The sequence below is a fragment of the Ottowia sp. VDI28 genome, from assembly GCF_049532675.1.
In the GTDB taxonomy this organism is placed as follows: domain Bacteria; phylum Pseudomonadota; class Gammaproteobacteria; order Burkholderiales; family Burkholderiaceae_C; genus Ottowia.
On record NZ_CP149820.1, the window covers coordinates 6,540,535 to 6,561,440 of the forward strand.

A 20,906-nucleotide genomic window follows, 5' to 3' on the forward strand; every position below is an offset into this window, starting at 1 on the left:
ATGAAGATCTCAAGCGATCGACTGCCGCTCCCAGGATATAACGCCGTTAGACTTTTGGTCGTGGAACTCAGAATTGCCCTTTCTATTCGGCCAGCTGTCAGCCTGCTCATCTGGTCTTTCCTGCTGCCTTTTCAGGCTCTTGCACAAGACACCCTGCCCTCCCTTCCGCCGGAAATCAGCCAGGCGCTGGCGCAAGCCGAGGTTCCGGCCAGTGCGGTCTCCATGGTGGTAGCCCCCCTGCCGCCACCGCCCGGCTCTGTCAGCCGCCAGCCCGCGCCGGCCGCCGCCAGCGGCGAAGGCAACCCGGTGCCTGCGCCCTCGACATTGCCGCCGCCTCGCCTGAACTGGCAGGCCGACATGCCCATGAGCCCGGCCTCGGTGATGAAGCTGGTTACCACGTACGCCGGCCTCGATCTGCTCGGACCCAGCCATTTCTGGAAAACGCGCGTCTTCACCCAGGGCTACATCAAGAACGGCGTGCTGAATGGCGATCTCCTGATCAAGGGCAGCGGCGACCCCAAGCTGGTGCTGGAACGCCTGCAGGACCTGATGCGTGCCATCCAGGACAAGGGTGTGCGCACGGTCAATGGCGACATCCTGCTGGACAACAGCGTGTTCCATCTGCCCCCGCACGATGCCGCCGCGTTCGACGATGACCCGCTGCGACCCTATAACGCGGGGCCGGACGGCCTGCTGGTGAACTTCAAGGCGCTGATCTTCAAGTTCATTCCGGAGCCGGGCAAACGCCAGGTGCGTGTGGAGAGCGAACCGCCGATCGCCGGCGTCAAGATCCCTGCCACGGTGCCCGCAGCCCCCGGCCGCTGCGGCGATTGGCGCACTACTCTGGACGCCCATTTCGAGGACCCGAACCACATCAGCTTTGACGGCCGTTACCCCCGCAACTGCGGTGAGCAAAGCTGGTCGATCGCCTACGTAGACCCGTCCAGCTATGCGCCCAGAGTGATCGATGCCATGTGGCGGGCCTCGGGCGGCAAACTGACCGGCCAGGTGAAGATGCTCGGGCGCCCTGCCACCGGGCAACCGCTGGTCACCGGCTTGTCGTTGCCTCTGGTCGACATCATTGCCGACATCAACAAGTTCTCCAACAACGTAATGGCCCAGCAATTGTTCCTCACGTTGTCGGCCAGCGGCGATGGGCGCGGCAGCTTCGCCGAATCGCGCAACGTTCTCAAGCGCTGGTGGCGCGAGCGCTTCGGCATCCGCGCCACGCCCGTGATTGAAAATGGCTCCGGCCTCTCCCGCACGGAGCGCATCACGGCAGCTTCTCTCACCGCCATGCTGCAGCGCGCCGCGGGCGGCCCTGAAGGCGCCGCGTTTGAGCAATCGCTCAGCATCGCCGGGGTAGACGGCACCACCCGCGCCATGGCCAGCCGCAACCCCGCTTCCGAAGCCATCGGCAATGCCCGTCTGAAAACCGGGACCTTGCGTGATGTTGCCGCCGTGGCCGGCTATGCCACAGGCCGGTCCGGCCAGCGCTACAGCGTGGTCGGCATGATCAACCATCCCAACGCCGCCGCGGCGCGGCCAGCGCTGGATCAATTGGTGGAGTGGGCGGTGCGGGATACGGGAAACTGAACTTGTGGGATTAAGTCCCCTCCGGCGCCCGCCACACATGCGGAGGCCAGAGACCTCTCTTCCTTCTTCGATTGGGCCAGTCGAATAACTTATCAAAATCATTTACACAAAATCAAAAATCACCTGCGGCACATTTGGAATCCTTCCGTGACATTTCCCACGACTCCCCAAAATTGGAGAGAAGTTAGTTAATTTCTCGTGCTTGAATAACTCTTGGTAACACTTTAAAGCCGAACCGGCAGGCTCATCTTCCAGGAGCAGAGCATGAAATTGCATCGATGCGCGCAAGCGGCCGCCCTATTTCTTCTGGGGTCAGCAGGTCATGCCATGGCCGCCGATTGCGTGAACGGCATCAATGCCGCGGGCAGCTGTACCGTGCCCGCGGGCGTGACCAGCATGACGATCGAGGCCTGGGGCGCTGGCGGCGGCGGCGGCTCAAATGACAAGGGCTGGGACGGCGTTCCTGGCGGCGGCAGTGGCGGAGGCGGCGGTTCCTATTGCAAGGCTACCGTGTCCGTCGTTGCCGGCAACGTGTTGTCCGTTCAGGTCGGCGCAGGCGGCACCGCGGGTGCGGCCAATACAGTGGATTGGACTCGTTCCGGCACCTCCGGCATGGGTGGCGGCTTGTCAGCGGTCACGGGTTCCGGTGTCGCTGGAGTCACAGCCAACGGCGGCGGCGGTGGCGGCAGCAGCACGGTCTGGTTGAACTATCTCGATGCCGCCAAGGGAACTCCGGGCGGCGGGGGGACGGCCAGCACCGGGGGGCAGGCGGCAAAGGCGGCGACGGTGGCGGCGAGACGTCAGGCGCGAATGGCGGAGGCGGCGGGGCAGGCGCTGTCGGCGGTCATGGCGGTGCCGGAGGCAAAGGGGGCGATGGAGGCAATGGTGCGAGTGGAGACCCTTGGGACGGCGAGACGATTGGAGACGGTGTCGCCGGCGGGGACGGCGGCAATGGCGGCAACGGAGGCAATGGCGGCCCAGGGGGCGACGGCACCGTGGCAGGTGTGGGCGGTGGCGGAGGGGCTGCAGGTTTCGGCGGCCACGGAGGAGTAGGAGGCGGAGGAGGGCCTCAGCCTGAATATCACGACGGTCCGTCTGGCAACAACGGCGTTGACGGCACCCCTGGAAACCCAGGGGCCAATGGCCAGACGCTGGCCGGCCCTCTCGCCGTCGCGGCTTGCTCGGGCGAGGCTATTGCCGGGGCGGACGGCGCCGGCAGCAGTGGCGGTAGCGCGGGCGGTCCAGCGGTGGGGGCGGGCAGCGGCGGCATCGGAGGTGAACCAGGCCAGGCCGGCATGGTGCGCATCAGCTTCACCATAGCGCCCCCCACGCCCAGGCAACCCACCCCTGTGCCCACGCTGGCGGAATGGGCCCTTCTGCTGATGTCGGCTGCGCTGGCAGGATTGGCTGGACTGCGTCTGCGCCGTGCGGGTTTGAAATGACGCTGGAATGAAGATCAGTTGAAATCGACTCTGTAGATCGCGTAGCCTGATTTCAGATACAGCTCATTGGCAGGGCCGATGGCCATGGCTTGCAAATTCTGCACGTGGGTGGCCACCGTCTCGAATGCCTGCGAGTTCGCGGCCCGCCGATAGACCGTGGACCATGACGATTTCATATCGATGGGCTCGGGCGAGGCGGAATAGATGTTTCCGTTCGAATCCACCGCCACCAGGCGTGCATTGGGAACGTCATTGGCCACCACTTGCTGCGAGCGCACATCGACCAGTGTGGTGCTTGCATCCAGTCTGGTACATGCCCCGGTGGCATAGATTTCACCCGAAAAACTGGACACCAGATTGAGGTAGAACGAAGCACTAACCTCCGGTGGCGTTTGAGCTTCTCCTTGCGCATTGAATACGCTGAGTGATTGGCCCAAACCGTAGCTCACGTAGAGCAAGCCATCGCCCGCAAACCCCAATGGCCCGGGGTTGCGCAGGCCCGTTACGAATGCTGAAAGCTGGCCTTCCGGCGATACCTTCCACACATTGGAATCGAACACAGGCAGGCCGACACCCCATTCACCATTTGAGCAAATTCGATCCGTGAGCGTGGTGCCATAGTTCTCCAGATAATCCGAGACGTAGATATTGTTCTGGCCATCCACAGCGATACTGCTGGGGAACGAGAAATTCCCGGGCAGTATGGAGCCTCGCGGATTGCTTTTGGCGACGGTGGTCACCGCGCCCGCCGCCTCTATTTTTCTGATGGCATAGGTTGCATCGCTTGCGCCACACGGCGCATCCGTCAGATACAAAGCGCCATCGGCCCCCGCTACCATGGAGTTGGTCATCAACCCAAACTTGCTTTGCAGCCGCTGGGAAGAATCCACTCTGCCGCATGCCACGGCGGCATCGCGATCGGTTGAGCCGGCATAGTGGGTCAGAAGACCGCTGCGCACCACAGGCGCGGTGCCCTCGGGATCGGGCTCAAAGGATATCTTGAGAATGGCGTAGCCTGATTTGACGTACAGATCGCCATTCGCACCCACAGTCATCGCCCGAAGATCGCGCACTCCATAAACAGCGGACTCATACTGGTCGCTGTTCTTTCTCTTGCGAACAATGGTGGTGACGGCTTCACCCTGAGTCCTCGTGGCCGAATAGGCGTTGCCGAGATGATCAACGGCCAACAAGGCCGACGCGGCCAAGGCACTGTTCGCTTTCTCGCCCGTTGTGAGATTGACCAGAGGGAACGGCCTGCTGTTGCCGGTAGGAAAGCAGTCGCCAACGGCATACACCGAGCCATTCGGCGCAGAGGTCAGCGTGGGGTAATAGCCATAGTCAGTTACCGAAGTCACCGCGCCGTCTGGCGTGATTTTTCTCAAGCGCTGAACGCTTCCGTCATCCAGGGCAAAAAGCGTCCCATCCGCTGAGAAGGCCAGCGAACCGGGCCATGTGAACGCGGCGCCCTGGCCTTGACCATCGGCGGGGCCGGGCGTGCCGAGGGCCACGCCCGCGAAAACCGAGCGCGTGCCGTCGGGCGAGATTTTCCAGATACCTGGCCCTTGGCCGCTCTGGAAGGTGAGCGGCACCAGTCCCATCCCCGAGGCATGGCAGATGGTTCGGTCTTGCAGGGAATTGTGCACGCCCCGAGCGTCGCTCACGAACACATTGTGGTTCTGATCAACCGCAAGACCGTTGGCGACCACAAAGCTAGTCAGCGGCGCCGCATAGTTCTGTTGAATGGGCGCCATCCCCGAGGCCACCGTGCTCACGCGCCCTGACGGCTCGATCTTTCTGACGGCATATGCGCCCGTGGAAAGATCGCATGGCTCGTCGGTCAGGTAAATGGACCCGTCGGGCCCCGTGACCATGGCGTTGGTGCGGTAGCCGAAGCGGCCTTGGTCGCCCTGGGAGGCATCGACCCGCCCGCAGGCCACTGCCGGATCCGTGGAAAGGGTCCCGGCCAGCAAGGTTACGTAGCCGTTGCTTGCGAAAGGCAGCCCCTTCGTGGGCGCTGGCGTTGGGGCGGGAGCAGGCGCCGGGGTGGGTGCAGGAGCAGGTGTAGGAGCCGGTGCGGGCGCAGGCGTTGAATCATCCCCGCCGCCGCCACAAGCCACCAAGCTTGCCAACATGGCGGAGATCAAGACGAACCTGGCTGAATCGAGCTTACCTGGTACCTGCATCTGCGTGTCTCCCTGCCCCGTGGATACTAGTTAATGCACAGGATGCACGGCGTTGAAAGCCACCGGCAAGAGTTGCCCGATGGGTCGCTATAGATGGACTCCGGCTTTCGTAGGTAGGACGGCGGTAGAGGCCAGCCCCTGTAGGGACAGCTTCAGAGGAGCTTGCAAGAGCTCCCTCCGTCATTCCCGCGCAGGCGGGAATCCAGTGTCACCTCTTCGCCGCCGCCTGGATTCCCGCCTGCGCGGGAATGACGAGAGTTATGTTCAAGGCCTTTGCGAAACCCTCTGAAGCCGGCCCTACAAATCGGGAGATACCGTTACAGCAGACGGTTAAATCAACGTAGCCACTGCCTCGCCGATTTCCGTCGTCGAGGCCTTGCCGCCAAGATCAGGGGTGCGCGGCCCGTGAGCCAGCACTTGTTCGATGGCCTTCAGGATGGCATCGTGCGCCGCGCGCTCGCCCAGGAAATCCAGCATCATCGCGCCCGACCAGATCATGGCGATCGGGTTGGCGATGTTTTTTCCGTAGATATCGGGTGCCGAGCCGTGCACCGGTTCGAACAACGAAGGGAACGTGCGCTCGGGGTTGAGGTTACCTGAAGGCGCGAGACCAATGGTGCCGGTGCACGCCGGCCCCAGATCGCTCAGGATGTCGCCGAACAGGTTGCTCGCCACCACCACATCGAAGCGCTGCGGCTGCAGCACGAAACGCGCGCATAGGATGTCGATGTGGTGCTTTTCAACCGCCACCTGGGGATAGTTCGCGTGCATGGCGTCCGCGCGGCCGTCCCACCAGGGCATGCTGATGGCAATGCCATTGCTCTTGGTGGCCACCGCCAGCTGCTTGCGGGGCCGGGCAGCGGCATGCTCGAAGGCGAACTTCAGGACGCGGTCGGTGCCATGGCGGCTCATGACGGTTTCCTGCACGACGATCTCACGATCCGTGCCGGGGTACATCACGCCACCCAGGTTGGTGTACTCCCCCTCAGTGTTCTCGCGCACCACCAGAAAATCAATCTCGCCCGGACGACGGCCCGCCAGGGGACATGGCACGCCCTCGAACAGGCGCACCGGGCGCAGGTTGATGTATTGATCGAACTCGCGCCGGAACTTCAGCAGGCTGCCCCACAAAGAGACATGGTCGGGCACGGTGTCAGGCCAGCCTACGGCCCCGAAATACAAGGCATCCATGCCCTGCAGCTGCGCCTTCCAGTCGTCCGGCATCATCTGGCCGGTCTTGGCGTAGTAATCGCAACTGGCCCAGTCGATGGACGTGAGCTCCAGCTTGAAGCCGAATTTCTTCGAAGCCGCTTCGAGGGCCCTCAGGCCCTCAGGCATCACTTCCTTGCCGATGCCATCACCCGCAATAACCGCCACACGATACGTCTGCATAGTCATCTCCGTTTATCCAAAACAGAAGGCCGCGGAGCAGGCCATACGTAGGCAGCCGCGGAGCTGGCTTTGCCAGGCCGCTGGCTGCGTCCCCCTGGGGGGAAGGCGCGCCAGCGCCTCAGGGGGAGCCTATATATCGGGGGGTTATGTCACCAGCGCTGCTTGAGGCGCGTGTAGGCGTTTTCCAGGTAGCTCTCGTTGACGAACAGACGCTGAGCCGCCGGCGTGAAGTACAGGTTGTCGGCAAACAGGTAGCGCGTGTAGTCCGCCCCGCTGACGATAGTGCTGCTCGTGCAAGTGGAGGAGTCTGCCGTGGTGCAGGCAGGTGAGTCGACCACATCGAACGGATAGTTCGAGGGCTTGTTGGCGATCAGGTTGAAGAACAGCGCCGGATCCAGATAGAGCACCGTGGCGCCCAGATCGTTGATGCCGATGAGCAGTTGGTCGTTGAAGGCCACGCTCAGGTCTTCAAGGCCCTGGGTGATGTTCTGCTGGATTCCCCAGGGCGATATGCCCAGGTTGTAAACCCCCGCGACCACCACGTGCGTGGCGCCGGCGTCCACCAACCGCCGCACCTGGTCGGCCTGCGCCTTGCCGGCGGCCTTCACGGTGTCCGTGGTGGCAGAGGAAATGCCGGTGGCCGTCACGGCGCTCACGATATCGGCAATGCCGCCGGTGACGAAGACCAGGTCATCGGCCACCAGGGCGGTACGAGCCAGCACGGAAGTGATTTGATCCGCCACGCTGGGCGCATTGGTACCGCTGGTGGTGTCGGCACTCTTGATCATGGCATGGCCCTGAGCGTAGCTGAAACCGCCTGCAGAAGCGGCGGACAGCGTCAGGCCGTAGTAGGACGCCAATTGCTGCGTCCAAAGGAGCGTGCCGTCATTGACGGAGAACACGTGGCCGTCTTGGCCGATATCGGAAAAACCATCGCCCACGGACACAAAACGCGTCGGGGTAATAGCGGAAGCAACGGAGCTCGAACCGCAGGCGCTCAGCGCGGCTCCAGCGATGCCGGCACAGGCCGCCGTCAGAACGGCGCGGCGTGACCAGAGGGAAGTCATGTGATGCTCTCCAAAAGTATGCGATAGTTTAACGATGCCGGGCCGGGTTCCCGGTCAAGCCCTCGTAAAGGGAAGTAGCCGCCCTCATGCAGAGGCAGCTGCACGCGTGAGGCGGTCGCGCACGCCGTCCCACTCAGGCGTATCGGGCGGCGTTTCGATCCAGATCAGTTTTACACCCTCATCATCGAAGCCGCGCAGCACTGCAAACAATTGCTGCGCCACGGCGGCGGCGTCCCGGGGCATGCGGCGCAGGATCACCCGGGACGATGCGCTGCGGAGTTCCGTGCGCGACCAGATGGCGATACCCGCCGCGTCGGCGCCCAGCAGGTCCAGCGCGGCGCGCAGCTCCGTCGCCTCCATCATACGTACGCGGGCAGCAGGCGCATAGTGAGCCAGCAGGGTGCCGGGTGCCTGGGGGTCAGGTGCCGCCAGCTCTTCCTTGGTCACCACCTTGGTGCCCGCCGCGCGCTCGATATCCATGCGCGCCAACTGGCCGGGACGCAGCACCACGGGCGCGCCGCGTGTGCAATCGATGATGGCCGATTCGATGCCGATCGTGCAGGGGCCGCCGTCAAGCACCAGAAGATCGTCGCCAAACTCGCTGGACACATGCGCTGCCGTGGTCGGGCTGACGCGGCCAAACCGGTTGGCACTGGGTGCGGCCACCCCAAAATGCCCCGCTCAGCCCCCGCCCGCAGCAGCTCATGCGCCACTGGGTGCGAAGGGCAGCGCAGGCCGATGCTGGGATGGCCTCCGGCGGCGGCCTCTGCCACACCTTCGCGGCGCGGCAGGATGAGGGTCAAGGGGCCGGGCCAGAAGGCATCTATCAGGCGCTGTGCGAAAGCGGGTACTTCGGAGGCGAAGCGCGCTACCGCGTGGGCGTCGGGCACGTGCACGATCAAGGGGTGATCAGCAGGTCTTCCCTTGGTGCTGAAGATCTTGGCCACGGCGGAGGCGTTGCAGGCATCCGCTGCCAGGCCGTAGACGGTTTCGGTGGGGAGGCCGATCAGGTCGCCGGATGCGAGGGCATCTAGGGCGGCGGTGATGGCTGATGGTTGGGTGCCGTCTAGGATCACTTTGCGGCTTTCATGAGGTGGGGGGTCGTGTCCACGTGGGGTCTTGCTCCGGCCCCTTCTGGGGGAGGGTGGGGGTGGGGGCTTTCACTGCCGGTTGATCTGAGCGGCCTTCTGCTGCTTGATCTGATGTCGGAGGCCGGGATTGCCCCCGGCGGTGCAGTATCTTTCTTTTGCGTCGCCAAAAGAAAGACACCAAAGAAAAGGCGACCCCACTTGCCGTGTCCCTTCGCTGCGCTGCGGGCAACCTGTGGTGCTCGATCGAGGGGTGGTGCCGTCGAACTCGCTATGTTCACTTCGTTCACGTCGCTCGAACAACGCCGGCAAGCTAGAGCACGAAGCAAGGGCATCTTGCAGTGCCCTTGCCCACCCCTCGCTCTGCGCTCCTCAGCACGGCCAGAGGGGTGGGGAGCCCGACTCGAGCCATTGCTTCGCTTGGCCCTCGAATGATCAGGCTTCGCTGTATTTACTCCTTCCCCCGCTGGGGGAAGGCAGGGATGGGGGCTTTCACGGCGCCACCTGCACAGCAGAAGACCATTCAGATCAACCGCAGTGAAAGCCCCCACCCTAGCCCTCCCCCAGCGGGGGAGGGAATTAATACCGTGGAGCGCTGTGGGGCTTGTTGAATGGGCAGCGAATGAACAACCGCCGCTGCCCCTCACCGGATGGCCGGCCCCCCCAACCCTCTCCCGCTGGCGGGAGGGGGAGCAAGACCACCGAGCAGTGCGAGGTCTATTGATTCGCGGGCCGAGCGAAGCGATGGCCCGAACCGCGGGTCCCCTCTGGACGTGCCGAGGAGCACAGAGCGAGGGGTGGGCAAGGGCACTGCAAGATGCCCTTGCTTCGTGCTCTGACTTGCTGCAGCTGTTTGAGCGTAGTGAACGAAGTGAACGCAGCGAGTTCTGCAGCACCACCCCTCGATCGAGCACCACAGGTTGCCCGCAGCGCAGCGTAGGGACACGTCCAGTGGGGTCGCCTTTTCTTTGGTGTCTTTCTTTTGACGACGCAAAAGAAAGATACTGCACCGCCGGGGGCAATCCCGGCCTCCGACCTTGGATGACTAACAGAAGGCCATTCAGATCGACCGCCGTGAAAGCCCCCACCCCAACCCTCCCCCAAAGGGGGAGGGAGCAAGACCGCCGGGTGCAGCACAGTCTGGCAGCACTGACCCGAGCCTTTTCCATCAAAACGCCTCTAACCCCAAGAACGCCGCCGCCCGCAACGCACTGGCACGCACGTCTTCCGTGTTGGCGCCAGTCATCGTCAGGTGGCCCATCTTGCGGCCCTTGCGCGCCTCAACCTTGCCGTAAAGATGCAGATGAGCCCCCGGCAGCGCCAGCACCTCGCTCCACGGCAGCGCGCGAGCCTGACCCTCGGCATCAAACCAGAGGTCCCCGAGCAGGTTGAGCATGATGGCGGCGCTGTGCTGGCGGGGTGCGGGCAGCGGCAAGCCGGCCAGCGTGCGCACCTGCAGGTCAAACTGCGAGCAATCACAGGCATCCACGGTGTAGTGGCCACTGTTGTGCGGGCGCGGGGCCATTTCATTGACCACCAGCGTGCCGTCTTCCAGCACAAAGAATTCCACGCACAGCACGCCCACATACTGCAGATCATTCGCGATCTGCCGTGTGGCTGCCAGCGCTTTCTGAATCAGGGCTTCGGGCAGATTGCCCTCATACACCTCGGTCACGGCCAGAATGCCGCCACGGTGCAGGTTGCGCTGCACCGGCAGGCTGGCCAACTCGCCGTCGCGCCCGCGCGCCACGATCACGGAGCACTCCAGCGCCAGGGGGAGCATTTTTTCCAGCACACAGGACACACCGCCCGTAGCGCGCCACGCGGCCGCCAGTTCGTCGCGGGTAGCCACACGGGCCTGGCCCTTGCCGTCGTAGCCCAGGCGCGCGGTTTTCAGGATACCGGGCAGCAAATCAGCCGGGATGCGGGCCAGATCCGCTTCACTTTCGATCACCGCATGCGGTGCCGGGGCCACGCCACTGCTTTGAGCGCTGCGCACGAAATGCGCTTTCTCCCGCACGCGGTCCTGGGCAATGGCCACGGCCTCGGCCGCGGGTGCCACCGGGCGCTGGCCCGCCAGCACGGCCAGCGCATCGGCGGGCACGTTCTCGAATTCCGTGGTGATGGCCTGCGCGCGCGCAGCCAGATCGGCCAGGGCGGCTGGATCGCTGTAGTCCGCCTGGATCTGGTGATGGCTCACCAGCCCGGCCGGGCTGGTCGGATCAGGATCGAGCACGATGGTGTCGTAACCAAGTGCCTGGGCGGCATGCACGAACATGCGGCCTAGCTGGCCGCCCCCCAACACGCCCAACATGGCCGGACGGCCGTTGATGAGGCTGTCGGGCAGCAGAGGAAGGGAAGTGGGCATCAAAATCGTCTCAAGTAATTTCAGAACGCGTTGACGTTCTCAGGCTGGCGGCAAGCTCATGCCGCGGGCCATGGCGGTCTGCTCGGCGCGGAAAGCGCTCAGGCGCTCTCTCAGCGCGGCATCCTCGCCCGCCAGCATGGCCACGGCAAAGAGCGCCGCGTTGGCCGCGCCTGCTGCACCAATGGCGAAGGTAGCCACTGGAATGCCCTTGGGCATCTGGACAATGGAATGCAGCGAATCCACGCCTTGCAGGTGGCGCGAAGCCACCGGCACGCCCAGCACCGGCACCAGGGTCTTGGCGGCCAGCATCCCCGGCAGATGCGCCGCGCCGCCAGCACCGGCGATGATGGCTTTCAAGCCCCGCGCTTGCGAGGCCTCGGCGTAGGCGAACATATCATCCGGCATACGGTGCGCCGACACCACCCGCGCTTCATGCGGGATACCGAACTGTTGGAGAATCTGCACGGCGTGCTGCATGGTGTCCCAGTCGCTGCTGGAACCCATCACCACGCCCACAAGCGCTTGCGTCGTCATGGCGGTGACCTTGTCAATTCAAGCATACGATTTTAGAGCGCGTTCTTACGACCCGAAGCGAAGCGATAATCCGCAGATGATTGATGTAACTGTCCAGAACTTCGAAGCCGAGGTGATTGCCGCCTCGATGACCACCCCTGTGCTGGTCGATTTCTGGGCCCCCTGGTGCGGCCCATGCAAGACCTTGGGCCCCATTCTTGAGCAGTTGGAAGCCGAATACGCCGGCCGCTTCAAGCTGGTCAAGATCGATTCCGACCAGGAGCAGCAGCTCGCGGCCGCCTTCGGCATCCGCAGCATCCCAACCTGCATCCTGATGAAGAACGGCCAGCCGGTGGACGGCTTCGCCGGTGCGCTGCCGCCTGGCGAGCTCCGCAAGTTCCTCGACAAGCACGTGCCCAGCGAGGGCGCCCTGGCCGCCGAGGAAGAGGTGAACGAGGCCGAAGCCCTGCTCGAAGCCGGAGACACCGATGCCGCCCTGGCCAAGCTGTCCGCCGCGCTGGCGGCAGATCCCGGCAACGACGACGCCCGCGCCGACTATGTGCGCGTGCTGCTCGCCACCGGCGCGCTGGAAGAGGCCGCCGCCACCCTCGAAGAGCCCCTGCGGCGCGAACCCCGTCCCCTGCGCTTCGAAGCCCTCAACCGCTGGCTAGAGGCTCTGCGCTTCACTATGGAAGACCCCCGCGGAGAGTGGGCCCTGCCTCAGTTCGACGAAGTGATCGCCCAGAACAAACGCGATTTCGACACCCGCTTCGCCAAGGCCCAGGTGCTGATGGCCGAAGACCAGTGGACGCAAGCCATGGATGAGCTGCTCGAAATCATCATGCGCGACCGCAAGTGGAACGAAGAGGCAGCCCGCAAGACCTACGTGGCCATTCTGGAACTGCTGACCCCGCCGCCGCCCAAGGCCGGTGCCCAGGGCGATGGCAAGACCGCCGGCGGCATCGAACTCACCGGCAAAGCCGCCAATGCGGAAGACCCGCAGGCCGAGCTGCTGTCGAGTTATCGGCGCAAGCTGAGCATGGCGCTGAACTGACAACCGCGTCATTGGCGACATGCGCGTAGCCATAGCGACCCCCTATTACAAGGAGTGCCCCGACATACTGCGCCGCTGCCTTGACAGTGTGCGGGCGCAGACCTATCCGCACATCGTGCACTACATGGTGGCGGATGGCCACCCTCAGTCTGAAGTGATCGCGGAGTACCCGCAGGTGAAACATATTGTGCTGCCACAGGCACATGCCAATTTTGGCTGCACGCCCCGAGGCATCGCCGCTCAATGCGCACTGGCGGAAGAGGCGGATGTGGTGTGCTTTCTGGATGCCGACAACCTCTTTGTGCCCGGCCATGTGGCCTCGGTAGTGCAAACGTATGAGGAAGCAAGCCGTGCAGGCAGACCGCTTGACGCCGTGTTTTCGTCGCGCTATTTGTTCTTGCCGGGGCACGAGCATCTGCGCATGGTGCCCGCCGCAGACGAGGCGCCGGGAAGCGACTTCGTGGATACCAACTGCATCAGCCTGTCTCGCTCGGCTGGGTTTCTCTGGGGCGCCTGGTGCCAGCTACCCCGGTCGTTGACCCCGATTTGCGACCGTGCGATTTGCGGGCTCATGAAACACCATCAGTTGCATGTGGCCTGGACGAAGCAACATACCGTGCTGTACGAGTCCAACTGGAGGCAGCACTATGTTCAGGCAGGGCTACCGCCCCCCGAAACAGGACTGCACGACAAACTCCTGCACAACGTGGGCAAGGGCCTGACGCCCGAGGAAACATGGGCCTTGCTGAGAGTCCGGTGGAACGTCGGTAAAAACTAATTTTCGTTGCTGCAGCCGCTTTTCTTCGTCATTCCGGCGCGAAGGTCGGGATGACGTGGGGAAAACACGCTCTCAGACCTCTCTGAACTCAGGAAAGGCTTCAATCAGACCATCCGCCACCAGCGTATCCGGAGATTCATAGCGAATCGATATCAGCGGATGGAAGATATGCTCAAGCCGCTTGGCACGCATCAGTTCCGCCATTTTGCGGTACTCCTCCGACTGGAAAGCGTACTGGCGATGAGCGAGCGCCTCGGCAATCTTGGCTGGCAACCCGTCGGTGAGCTTGAAATGCAGCAGAGCAGCCTGCAAGCGCCGCGGATTTTCGTGGAAGGGCCACGGCATATGGATATTGCCGTATGCCGTGCGCTCATTCCAACGTGCAAGTGGAGTTTTACCAATAGCGCACTCGGCCTTCCAACCCGCTTGCGCCTGCAGGCGCAAGCGCGCGCCGCCTTGAAACCCCAGCGCCCCATGGCCACGATCCTCCAGACGGTAGCCGCCACGCGCCGCGCTGTCGTAATAGGGATAACGGCCAATGAGTTCCTGCACCGAGGCCCAGGGTGCCAGGCCAGCAGCCCCAGCCTGGTCAGCCGGCTGGATACTTCCCCCGGCAGTTGCCGGTCATCGGCATACATATCGATCATCGGCGCTGAGCAACGCGATTGGCCTCGGCGGTCCAGCGCCGCAGTCAAGGCATTGATACCGTGGCGTTCCATGCCCGGGTAGACCAGGAACTCGTCTGCATCCACGTGGAGCACCCAGGTTCCCAGCCCGTGGCGGCGAACGATGCCACCCGCCCACATGCAGCCGCACGCGGCGGCCCGAAAGCTGGCTTCTGTGTACCAGAGCGTGGTGTTTTCCTGCGCCTTGACCATGGCCGCCGTGCGATCAACGGAACCGTTGTCGATGATATGGAAGGCCCGTACCCCCAGCGACCGGTAATGATCAAAGAATGCGGGCACCATCCGTTCTTCATTGCGCATGACGGTGACCAGCGTCACTCCGTCGGCCTGAAACGGCACCAACTCGCCGCGCAACTCCAGTTCTCCAAACACTTCATCGCAGCGGCGCAGGAACTCCCCTTCATTGGGCCAATGCCCCGGAGTCCGTATGGCGTCGCTTATCCAGTCGATGTCGTCCTTCATGGAATTCCCCGGGCTTCCGGACCTCTATCCACTGGTGAATGCGCCGCCTGCGCCAGCGCCACATATTCTTCCACAGGCACCTCTTCCGCACGTCTTTGTACATCGAAATCGCCCGCAAAGCCACGCTCGGCCAACCACCGCCCGAGCGTGTGGCGCAGCAGTTTGCGGCGCTGGCTGAAGGCCACCTGGACCAGCTCTGAGAGATGATCGGCGTTCAACGGCACGAAATCGGGCCGCGGCAGCATGCGCACCACGGCGCTGTCCACGCGAGGGGGAGGATCAAATGCATCTGGCGGGACGAACAGGATGTTCTCCATGGCGTAGCGCCACTGGAGCATGACCGACAGGCGGCCGTAATCTCCCGTTGCGGGCGCCGCCACCATCCGGTCGATCACTTCCTTTTGCAGCATGAAATGCTGATCTTCGATGCAGGCCGCGAAAGGCAGCAGGTGAAACAGGATCGGACTGGAGATGTTGTAGGGCAGGTTGCCCGTGACCCGGATCCTGGTCGCGTCCAGCTTCTCGGCGACGCTTGCGAAATCCACCTTCAGCACATCGGATTCGATCACGTTGAGTTGCGGATGCGCGCGCAGGCGTGCCGCGAGATCGCGGTCGAGTTCCACCACGGTCAACCGGCCCAGCCGCTCTACCAGCGGCTGCGTGAGCGCCGCGAGGCCGGGGCCGATCTCGACCATGGCCTGGCCCGGCTTGGGGTCGATGGCACGCACAATGCCATCAATGATGGCCGGATCGGTCAGGAAGTGCTGGCCGAATCGCTTGCGAGCGATGTGCTTCATGTCAAATCAGCGTCCATGGCACGCCGCCCGAAAGGCCGCGGAGCAGGCCATGCCAGGGCACCCGTGGAGCTGGCTTCGCCAGGCCGCTGGGTGCGTCCCCCATTGGGGGAAGGCGCGTAAGCGACTCAGGGGGGGTCATCTAGGCGGCTCGCGGTATTCCACGTAGGCGCGGCCACGCACTTCATTCGCCCAGGTTTCGAAAGCTTCCTGCGCTTTTTTCTCGCGGAGCATATTGCGTGCGAGTTGGCGCTGTTCGGCGGCAGAAAGCACGTGTTCACGGCGGCCCTCGACCTGGATCAGATGCACGCCAAAGCGCGAGACGACCGGGTCGCTGACCTGTCCGGCATCAAGGTTGTTCATGGCCTGCTCGAACTCCGGTACGAACTGGCCGGGGGATGCCCAGCCCAGTTCACCACCTTCAGGCGCGCTGGCGTCCTGCGAATACTCGCGCGCCAGGGATTCGAAGCTGGCCTGGCCGGATTGCAGACGGCGCTTGAAATCAGCCAAACGGTCGACGGCCACCTTCTCGCTCTGGGACGGGCTGACGCGCAGCAGTATGTGGCGCACCTGGGTCTGCGGAATCTTGACGTCGGGCAGATCGCCTTGCTTGCGTTCCAGCACCTTGAGAATGTGCCACCCGGCAGCCGATTTCACCGGCCCGGCGATGCCGCCCGGGCGCACGCGGTTCGTGGCCTGCACGAACAGCTCGGGGTAACGGTCGGTGGGACGCAAACCAAGCACGCCGCCATCCTTGCCACGGTTGTTGGCATCCGAGAACTCCTCGGCCAGCTTGGCGAAGTCTTCGCCGGCTCGGGCACGCTGAGCCGCGTCCTTTGCACGCGCCTCGAGGCGTGCCTGCTCAGCGGCATCGGCGTTCTCGGGCACAGCTACCAGGATCATCGCCATGTTGATGTCCATGGCGCCTTGCTTGGCACCGGTCTGCTCGCGGATGAAGGTATCGACGTCGGTTTCGCTGATTTTCAGCTTCGGTTCGATCTCCCTCTCGCGCAGACGTGCCAGCAAGACCTGATTGCGCACGTCGTCGCGGAAGTCCTTGAGCGGAATGCCTTCCTGCTGAACGCGCTTGTGCAGTTCCTCGATGGAAGACAACTGGTTTTGCCGTGCGATCGAAAGCTCCGCCTGCCCAAGGGCCGTGTCATCCACCTTCAAATCCAGCTCGCGGGCATATTGAAGCTGGGCACGCTCGGAAATCAGGCGCTCGAGAATCTCCTTGCGCATCGCATCGCGCGGCGGCATGGGCGCGCGCCGTTCGGCGAGCTGGCGTTCGGCGCGGGCCATGCGGGCGCGCACTTCGTTGTTCGTGACCGGCTCGGAATTGACGATGGCCACGATGTAATCAGCCTCCTGCTGGCGGGCGGCTGCGGAAGGCGCTGGTGCAGGTGCGGGGGCCGCTGCGGGCGCGGACGCGGCAGCGGCTGGAACAGCCGCCGGCAAGGTGGCCGCCGCGGGCTTGGCTGGGGCCTTTGCCGGCGCCTTGGAGGATTTCTTCGCAGGCTGCTTCTTCTTCGCGGGCGCCTTCTTCTTGGCTGGCGCTTGTTGAGCCGCCGGCGCGGGCGTTCCCGCCTGGCCGTATGCCGGAGATGCCAGCAACGCGCAAAGCGCCGCAAGCACCGCCAAGGTTCGGGAAGGGGTATTAGTCATATTGCGTAAACCGGCTGGGTGAAGTGATTTCCTCGCGCAGGTATTGGTAGCGCGGAATGCTGTTGTGCAGCGTGCGCAGCGGGTTGCTGCCGACGCGCGAGAAGCCGACGAATTCCAGCTGGAACATGATGCGTTTGGTGGAAGAGGAAAGACCACTTTGCATCTTCTCCACCACGACACGGCCGATCCAGCAGCCAGCATCGTATTCGATGCCAAGCACGCCATCGACCAGCGAGCGGTCCGGGATACTGTAGTTCAACCGCCCCACGGTGTACCAGCGGCCGGCCCCCTGACCTTGGCCTCGCCCCAGATCCTGGCCACGGTCGCCCCACAGGTCATTCAGCGGCCATTGCCATCCTACGTCGACCTGCTGGGAGCCCAGATCCCGCTCGCGCCGGTAAGCCATGCTGATGGTGCGATAGTCGCCAGGCGAGTAGCGCACGCCCAACGTGGTGCGGGTGGAGTTGTGGGCGCGGATGTTGTATTGCGCCACTGAATCAAAGCTCCAGCGCGGATCCCAGTTGATGCTGGCGCCCAGCATGATGTCAGAGAGGCCCTTGCCTGCCGGTGTACCGCCAGGCAGAGTGACTTCCTGGGGCACGAAGCGGTAACGCTGGGCGATGCCCAGCCGGACCACTTCCCCACCAGTACTCGGATCGAGCAGACGGCTGGTAAGGCCAAAGGTGACCAGGTTGTTGTCCACCACCCGGTCATGGCCCGCGAACGAGTTTTCAGACCAGATCGTGGCAAAGTTGAAATCGTAGATGCCCGAGTCATAGTTGGGCAGCATGCTCTGGTCGCGGTACGGCGTGTAGACGTACTTCAGGCGCGGCTCCAGGGTCTGTATGAAACCGCGGCCCAGGTAGGAGGCGTCACGCTCGAACACGAGGCCGCCATCCAGGCTGAAAGTAGGCAGCACCCTGCTGGCCGCGCTCTCCCCGGTGCTCAGGGCCCGATCGAACTGGTAGTTGGTCGCATGCATTTGCACCTTGGGCGTGAAGAAGCCCCAGGGCCGCAGCCAAGGATGAGACAACTGGGCAGACACCACGCTTCGATCGGCGTTGGGCTGGTTGGTCAGGCTCGAGTCGGCCCGGAAGCGGGAATAGTCGGCCTCCACCGAGTAATCAAAGCCCCCGTTCACATTCGTACGGCCCCAACGGCCCGTGATCTGAGGCAGGCGGTCATAGGGCGGCACGATGGGCGAAGTCACGTCCTGCAGCGTCTGCCACTTCAGGGCACGCGCCACAACGGAGAAATCGCCCTGTGCCCAGCTCAGCGCGGCATCGGTCGCCAGCAAGCGCGTGGTGAGCGAGAGGCCGCTGCGTGAGAAATCGCGCCAGTAGTTGTCGTCGCTCACCCGGTTCACGTTCAAGCCGAAACCAAGCGCGCCAATGGCATCCACGCCCGTGTTGATCGTGCCGCTGTGCCGCGAGAAGAAGCCCCAGCGGGATTGATCGCGCAGCTTGTCGTTCGCCATGTAGTTGGCGTTGATACGGCCGTTGTAATCATTCTCCATGTAGCGGAATTCACCGGCCAGATCGACGCCGCGGCGCGCCATGATGGTCGGCATCCAGGTGACGTCCCGGTTCGGTGCGATGTTCCAGTAGTAGGGCGCTGTCAGGATCAAACCCGAGGTGCTGTCCAGCCCCACGGCAGGGGGCAGCCAGCCGGACTTGCGGCGGTCGCTCAACGGAAAGCTCATGGAGGGCAGGGGAACCGGCACGCCCTTGAACTCAAGCGTGGCGTCCTGGGCCTGGCCTTCGTCTTCCTCCTGGTCGATGCTCATGCTCGATGCGCGCAGGATCCAGGCAGGCATCCAGTCAGGCCCATCGCGCCGGCAGGTGGTGTAGCTGGCATTGCGGATGACGGCACGGTCCGGATCGAGAAAATCGATTCGCTCGGCCTCGCCATAGGCGCCGTTGGAAAGAAATTCGTAGGTGGGCTGCAGGACGAAGCCTTCGAAGGCATCCACCTGCAACTCGCCCTCTGTACCGGTATAGCGATTGCCGGCGGAGTTGACCTTCACCTGGCCTTGCGCGGTGGCGCGATCAGTGGCCTGGTCGTAGATGATGCGATCGCCGCTCACGGTAAGGCCAGGACGGCGCAATTCAGCGTCGCCGCTGACTTCGGTTTCCAGTTCGGAACGGCCGACGACCTTCTCACCGGAAACGATGACGGGAGCCTGCGGCGTCTGAGGCAGCTTCTCTTCCAGCGCAGGCGTACTGCGCAGTTCCAGAGAAGGCGGCTGCGGCTCGGCGGGCTGCGCCCAGGCAGAGCCTGCCAGCAGGGCCAGCACCGCCAGGTACAGCTGGCGCGGGCGGGCAGCGAAGGACGATTTCAGCGGCCGTTGCATGGACGGCTGCGCAGTCGGCGGGAAAATATGGAACGCATCCAGCACAACGGAAGATTTAAGAACGGACGAGCGGCACACTGGGCGCAGGGGCCCATGGCCGGCGCGCGAAGCGCGATTTGTAGAATTGATTATCCATGAACGACACGCCTCCATTCTCCGCTTTACCAGAGCCTTCTGTTTCAAACCCCATGGCACCGGCGGATCCGCCGCGGAGTGAGGGGGTGCAGTGGGTAGATCCAGAACGCGAGCGGGCGTTCAATGCCTGGCTGGCACAGGTGGCTCCGGCTTATCAGCTCGTGCCGGCGAGCGTGCGGCCGGCGTCGGCGGACGCCGGTTTCAGGCGCTATTTGCGCATCGATACGAGCGATGCCGGCAGCCGCATCATCATGGATGCGCCTCCCGCGCTGGAAAACTGCGAGCCCTTCGTGAAGGTCGCAGCCTTGATACATGAGGCCGGCTTGAAGGCTCCCCAGATATTGAATTGGGACGAACGCGGCGGTTTCATGCTGCTGACGGATCTGGGCTCCCGGACGATATTGGAAACTCTTCTGGAGGTCGCCGAACCCGTGCGGATCGAGAAAGCGAAGCCGCTTTATCTGCAAGCACTGGATGTACTCATCAGCTGGCAACAGTCGTCAAAGCCCGGCATTTTGCCGGCTTATGACGCAACCGTATTGCATCGTGAATTGCAACTCTTTCCTGACTGGTACCTGGCCAAGCACAGGGGCGTGACGCTTGAAGGCACTGCGCGCGATGCCTTGAACAAGGTATTTGACCTTATCGTGGCGCGCAACCTGGCCTCGCCGTCTGTCTATGTCCACCGGGATTTCATGCCGCGCAACCTGATGCCCGCGACCGATGGCGGTCCCATTGGCGTGCTCGACTTTCAGGACGCCTTATACGGGCCGATGACCTACGATATCGCCAGCCTGATGCGCGATGCCTTCCTGAGCTGGGATGAGGAGTTTGTGCTGGACATCACGGTCCGCTACTGGGAGCGCGCCAAGAAGGCCGGTTTGATGGGTTTCGAGGACTGGGGTAGTGATTTCGGCAGCTTCTGGCGTGCCGTGGAATGGATGGGTTTGCAGCGCCATCTGAAGGTGGCCGGTATCTTCGCGCGCTTGAGCTTGCGAGACGGGAAACCCAAGTATCTGGCCGACACCCCTCGATTCATCGCTTACATACGCCACACGGCAGGCCGGTACCGGGAGCTTGCGCCACTGCTGCGGCTGGTAGATCAAGTGGAAGGTACTGCAACGGCCAGTGGATGGGCTTTTGGGCGCGTTTGAGGTGATTTAGGGGGGCTTTAGGGGAGCTTTAGCGACGTTTGCCGACTAAAGCCTCGTGATTGCTGAGTTCTTTTACCCGTCATTCTTGAGGCAGCGGCGTTGGTGATGGAGACGCCGTCTGGATACCGGCGTTCGCTGGTATGGGGAGTTTTGAGTTTTGGTGAATCCCCAAA

The 20,906-nt window shown here is 63.4% G+C and carries 15 protein-coding genes and 2 pseudogenes; 6 read left to right on the plus strand and 11 right to left on the minus strand.

Going from position 1 to position 20,906, the window contains the following annotated elements; translation table 11 throughout:
• The first annotated feature begins 60 nt into the window (after positions 1 to 60).
• The 3 genes from dacB (at position 61) to WJU18_RS31075 (ending at position 3,038) form a co-directional block, all read left to right on the plus strand.
• Positions 61 to 1,596 (plus strand): D-alanyl-D-alanine carboxypeptidase/D-alanyl-D-alanine endopeptidase, encoded by a 1,536-nt coding sequence (gene dacB / locus WJU18_RS31065; RefSeq protein WP_423458127.1) that lies wholly within the window; start codon positions 61 to 63, stop codon positions 1,594 to 1,596.
• Between the two features lie 264 nt (positions 1,597 to 1,860).
• The gene (locus tag WJU18_RS31070) at positions 1,861 to 2,649 is read left to right on the plus strand and encodes a glycine-rich domain-containing protein (protein WP_423458128.1); all 789 of its coding nucleotides are present in this window, start codon (positions 1,861 to 1,863) and stop codon (positions 2,647 to 2,649) included.
• On the plus strand, positions 2,592 to 3,038 hold the full coding sequence (locus WJU18_RS31075) for an IPTL-CTERM sorting domain-containing protein (RefSeq protein ID WP_423458129.1): 447 nt from the start codon (positions 2,592 to 2,594) through the stop codon (positions 3,036 to 3,038). Before WJU18_RS31070 ends, WJU18_RS31075 begins: the two co-directional genes overlap by 58 nt.
• A gap of 14 nt (positions 3,039 to 3,052) precedes the next feature.
• On the opposite strand, the gene WJU18_RS31080 is transcribed toward WJU18_RS31075, so the two are convergent.
• From WJU18_RS31080 to purE, 6 genes and pseudogenes are all read right to left on the minus strand, one after another.
• On the minus strand, positions 3,053 to 5,224 hold the full coding sequence (locus WJU18_RS31080) for a hypothetical protein (protein ID WP_423458130.1): 2,172 nt from the start codon (positions 5,222 to 5,224) through the stop codon (positions 3,053 to 3,055).
• Between the two features lie 330 nt (positions 5,225 to 5,554).
• On the minus strand, positions 5,555 to 6,622 hold the full coding sequence (locus WJU18_RS31085; protein ID WP_423458131.1) for a tartrate dehydrogenase: 1,068 nt from the start codon (positions 6,620 to 6,622) through the stop codon (positions 5,555 to 5,557).
• A gap of 143 nt (positions 6,623 to 6,765) precedes the next feature.
• Positions 6,766 to 7,683 carry a GDSL family lipase gene (locus tag WJU18_RS31090; RefSeq protein WP_423458132.1) on the minus strand — a complete coding sequence of 306 codons (918 nt, stop codon included), beginning with the start codon at positions 7,681 to 7,683 and terminating at the stop codon, positions 6,766 to 6,768.
• A gap of 84 nt (positions 7,684 to 7,767) precedes the next feature.
• A pseudogene (locus WJU18_RS31095) lies at positions 7,768 to 8,759 on the minus strand (L-threonylcarbamoyladenylate synthase).
• Between the two features lie 1,180 nt (positions 8,760 to 9,939).
• A complete protein-coding gene (locus WJU18_RS31100; RefSeq protein ID WP_423458133.1) occupies positions 9,940 to 11,139 on the minus strand; it encodes a 5-(carboxyamino)imidazole ribonucleotide synthase in 1,200 nt (399 codons plus the stop codon).
• A gap of 39 nt (positions 11,140 to 11,178) precedes the next feature.
• A complete protein-coding gene (gene purE / locus WJU18_RS31105; RefSeq protein WP_423458134.1) occupies positions 11,179 to 11,673 on the minus strand; it encodes a 5-(carboxyamino)imidazole ribonucleotide mutase in 495 nt (164 codons plus the stop codon).
• A gap of 76 nt (positions 11,674 to 11,749) precedes the next feature.
• Between purE and trxA the strand changes: the two genes are divergently transcribed.
• A complete protein-coding gene (gene trxA, locus WJU18_RS31110) occupies positions 11,750 to 12,706 on the plus strand; it encodes a thioredoxin (protein WP_423458135.1) in 957 nt (318 codons plus the stop codon).
• Positions 12,707 to 12,725: 19 nt separating this feature from the next.
• On the plus strand, positions 12,726 to 13,484 hold the full coding sequence (locus WJU18_RS31115; protein WP_423458136.1) for a glycosyltransferase family 2 protein: 759 nt from the start codon (positions 12,726 to 12,728) through the stop codon (positions 13,482 to 13,484).
• A 72-nt stretch (positions 13,485 to 13,556) separates the two neighbouring features.
• Here the strand turns inward: WJU18_RS31115 and WJU18_RS31120 are convergent, their stop codons facing one another.
• The 5 genes and pseudogenes from WJU18_RS31120 to WJU18_RS31140 form a co-directional block, all read right to left on the minus strand.
• Complete coding sequence (locus WJU18_RS31120; protein ID WP_423461144.1) at positions 13,557 to 14,036, minus strand: hypothetical protein; 480 nt, start codon at positions 14,034 to 14,036, stop codon at positions 13,557 to 13,559.
• A gap of 152 nt (positions 14,037 to 14,188) precedes the next feature.
• Positions 14,189 to 14,632 (minus strand): annotated as a pseudogene (locus tag WJU18_RS31125) (glycosyltransferase family 2 protein); the annotation flags it as partial.
• Complete coding sequence (gene rsmA / locus WJU18_RS31130) at positions 14,629 to 15,429, minus strand: 16S rRNA (adenine(1518)-N(6)/adenine(1519)-N(6))-dimethyltransferase RsmA (protein WP_423458137.1); 801 nt, start codon at positions 15,427 to 15,429, stop codon at positions 14,629 to 14,631. The gene rsmA and the pseudogene WJU18_RS31125, both read right to left, overlap by 4 nt.
• A gap of 135 nt (positions 15,430 to 15,564) precedes the next feature.
• A complete protein-coding gene (locus tag WJU18_RS31135; RefSeq protein WP_423458138.1) occupies positions 15,565 to 17,091 on the minus strand; it encodes a peptidylprolyl isomerase in 1,527 nt (508 codons plus the stop codon).
• Positions 17,084 to 19,444, minus strand: a complete 2,361-nt coding sequence (locus tag WJU18_RS31140) for an LPS-assembly protein LptD (RefSeq protein ID WP_423458139.1) — start codon at positions 19,442 to 19,444, stop codon at positions 17,084 to 17,086. The genes WJU18_RS31135 and WJU18_RS31140 overlap by 8 nt, the downstream gene beginning before the upstream one ends.
• 188 nt (positions 19,445 to 19,632) lie before the next feature.
• On the opposite strand from WJU18_RS31140, the gene WJU18_RS31145 reads away from it, so the two are divergent.
• A complete protein-coding gene (locus tag WJU18_RS31145) occupies positions 19,633 to 20,733 on the plus strand; it encodes an aminoglycoside phosphotransferase family protein (protein ID WP_423458140.1) in 1,101 nt (366 codons plus the stop codon).
• Positions 20,734 to 20,906: the final 173 nt, after the last annotated feature.

What these genes read in the sequence shown, in the direction of transcription:
- WJU18_RS31070 (WP_423458128.1), top strand. Translation starts at nt 1,861, where the DNA reads ATGAAATTGCATCGATGCGCGCAAGCGGCCGCCCTATTTCTTCTGGGG.
- WJU18_RS31080 (WP_423458130.1), bottom strand. Translation starts at nt 5,224, where the DNA reads ATGCAGGTACCAGGTAAGCTCGATTCAGCCAGGTTCGTCTTGATCTCC.
- WJU18_RS31085 (WP_423458131.1), bottom strand. Translation starts at nt 6,622, where the DNA reads ATGACTATGCAGACGTATCGTGTGGCGGTTATTGCGGGTGATGGCATC.
- WJU18_RS31090 (WP_423458132.1), bottom strand. Translation starts at nt 7,683, where the DNA reads ATGACTTCCCTCTGGTCACGCCGCGCCGTTCTGACGGCGGCCTGTGCC.
- WJU18_RS31100 (WP_423458133.1), bottom strand. Translation starts at nt 11,139, where the DNA reads ATGCCCACTTCCCTTCCTCTGCTGCCCGACAGCCTCATCAACGGCCGT.
- purE (WP_423458134.1), bottom strand. Translation starts at nt 11,673, where the DNA reads ATGACGACGCAAGCGCTTGTGGGCGTGGTGATGGGTTCCAGCAGCGAC.
- trxA (WP_423458135.1), top strand. Translation starts at nt 11,750, where the DNA reads ATGATTGATGTAACTGTCCAGAACTTCGAAGCCGAGGTGATTGCCGCC.
- WJU18_RS31115 (WP_423458136.1), top strand. Translation starts at nt 12,726, where the DNA reads ATGCGCGTAGCCATAGCGACCCCCTATTACAAGGAGTGCCCCGACATA.
- rsmA (WP_423458137.1), bottom strand. Translation starts at nt 15,429, where the DNA reads ATGAAGCACATCGCTCGCAAGCGATTCGGCCAGCACTTCCTGACCGAT.
- WJU18_RS31135 (WP_423458138.1), bottom strand. Translation starts at nt 17,091, where the DNA reads ATGACTAATACCCCTTCCCGAACCTTGGCGGTGCTTGCGGCGCTTTGC.
- WJU18_RS31140 (WP_423458139.1), bottom strand. Translation starts at nt 19,444, where the DNA reads ATGCAACGGCCGCTGAAATCGTCCTTCGCTGCCCGCCCGCGCCAGCTG.
- WJU18_RS31145 (WP_423458140.1), top strand. Translation starts at nt 19,633, where the DNA reads ATGGCACCGGCGGATCCGCCGCGGAGTGAGGGGGTGCAGTGGGTAGAT.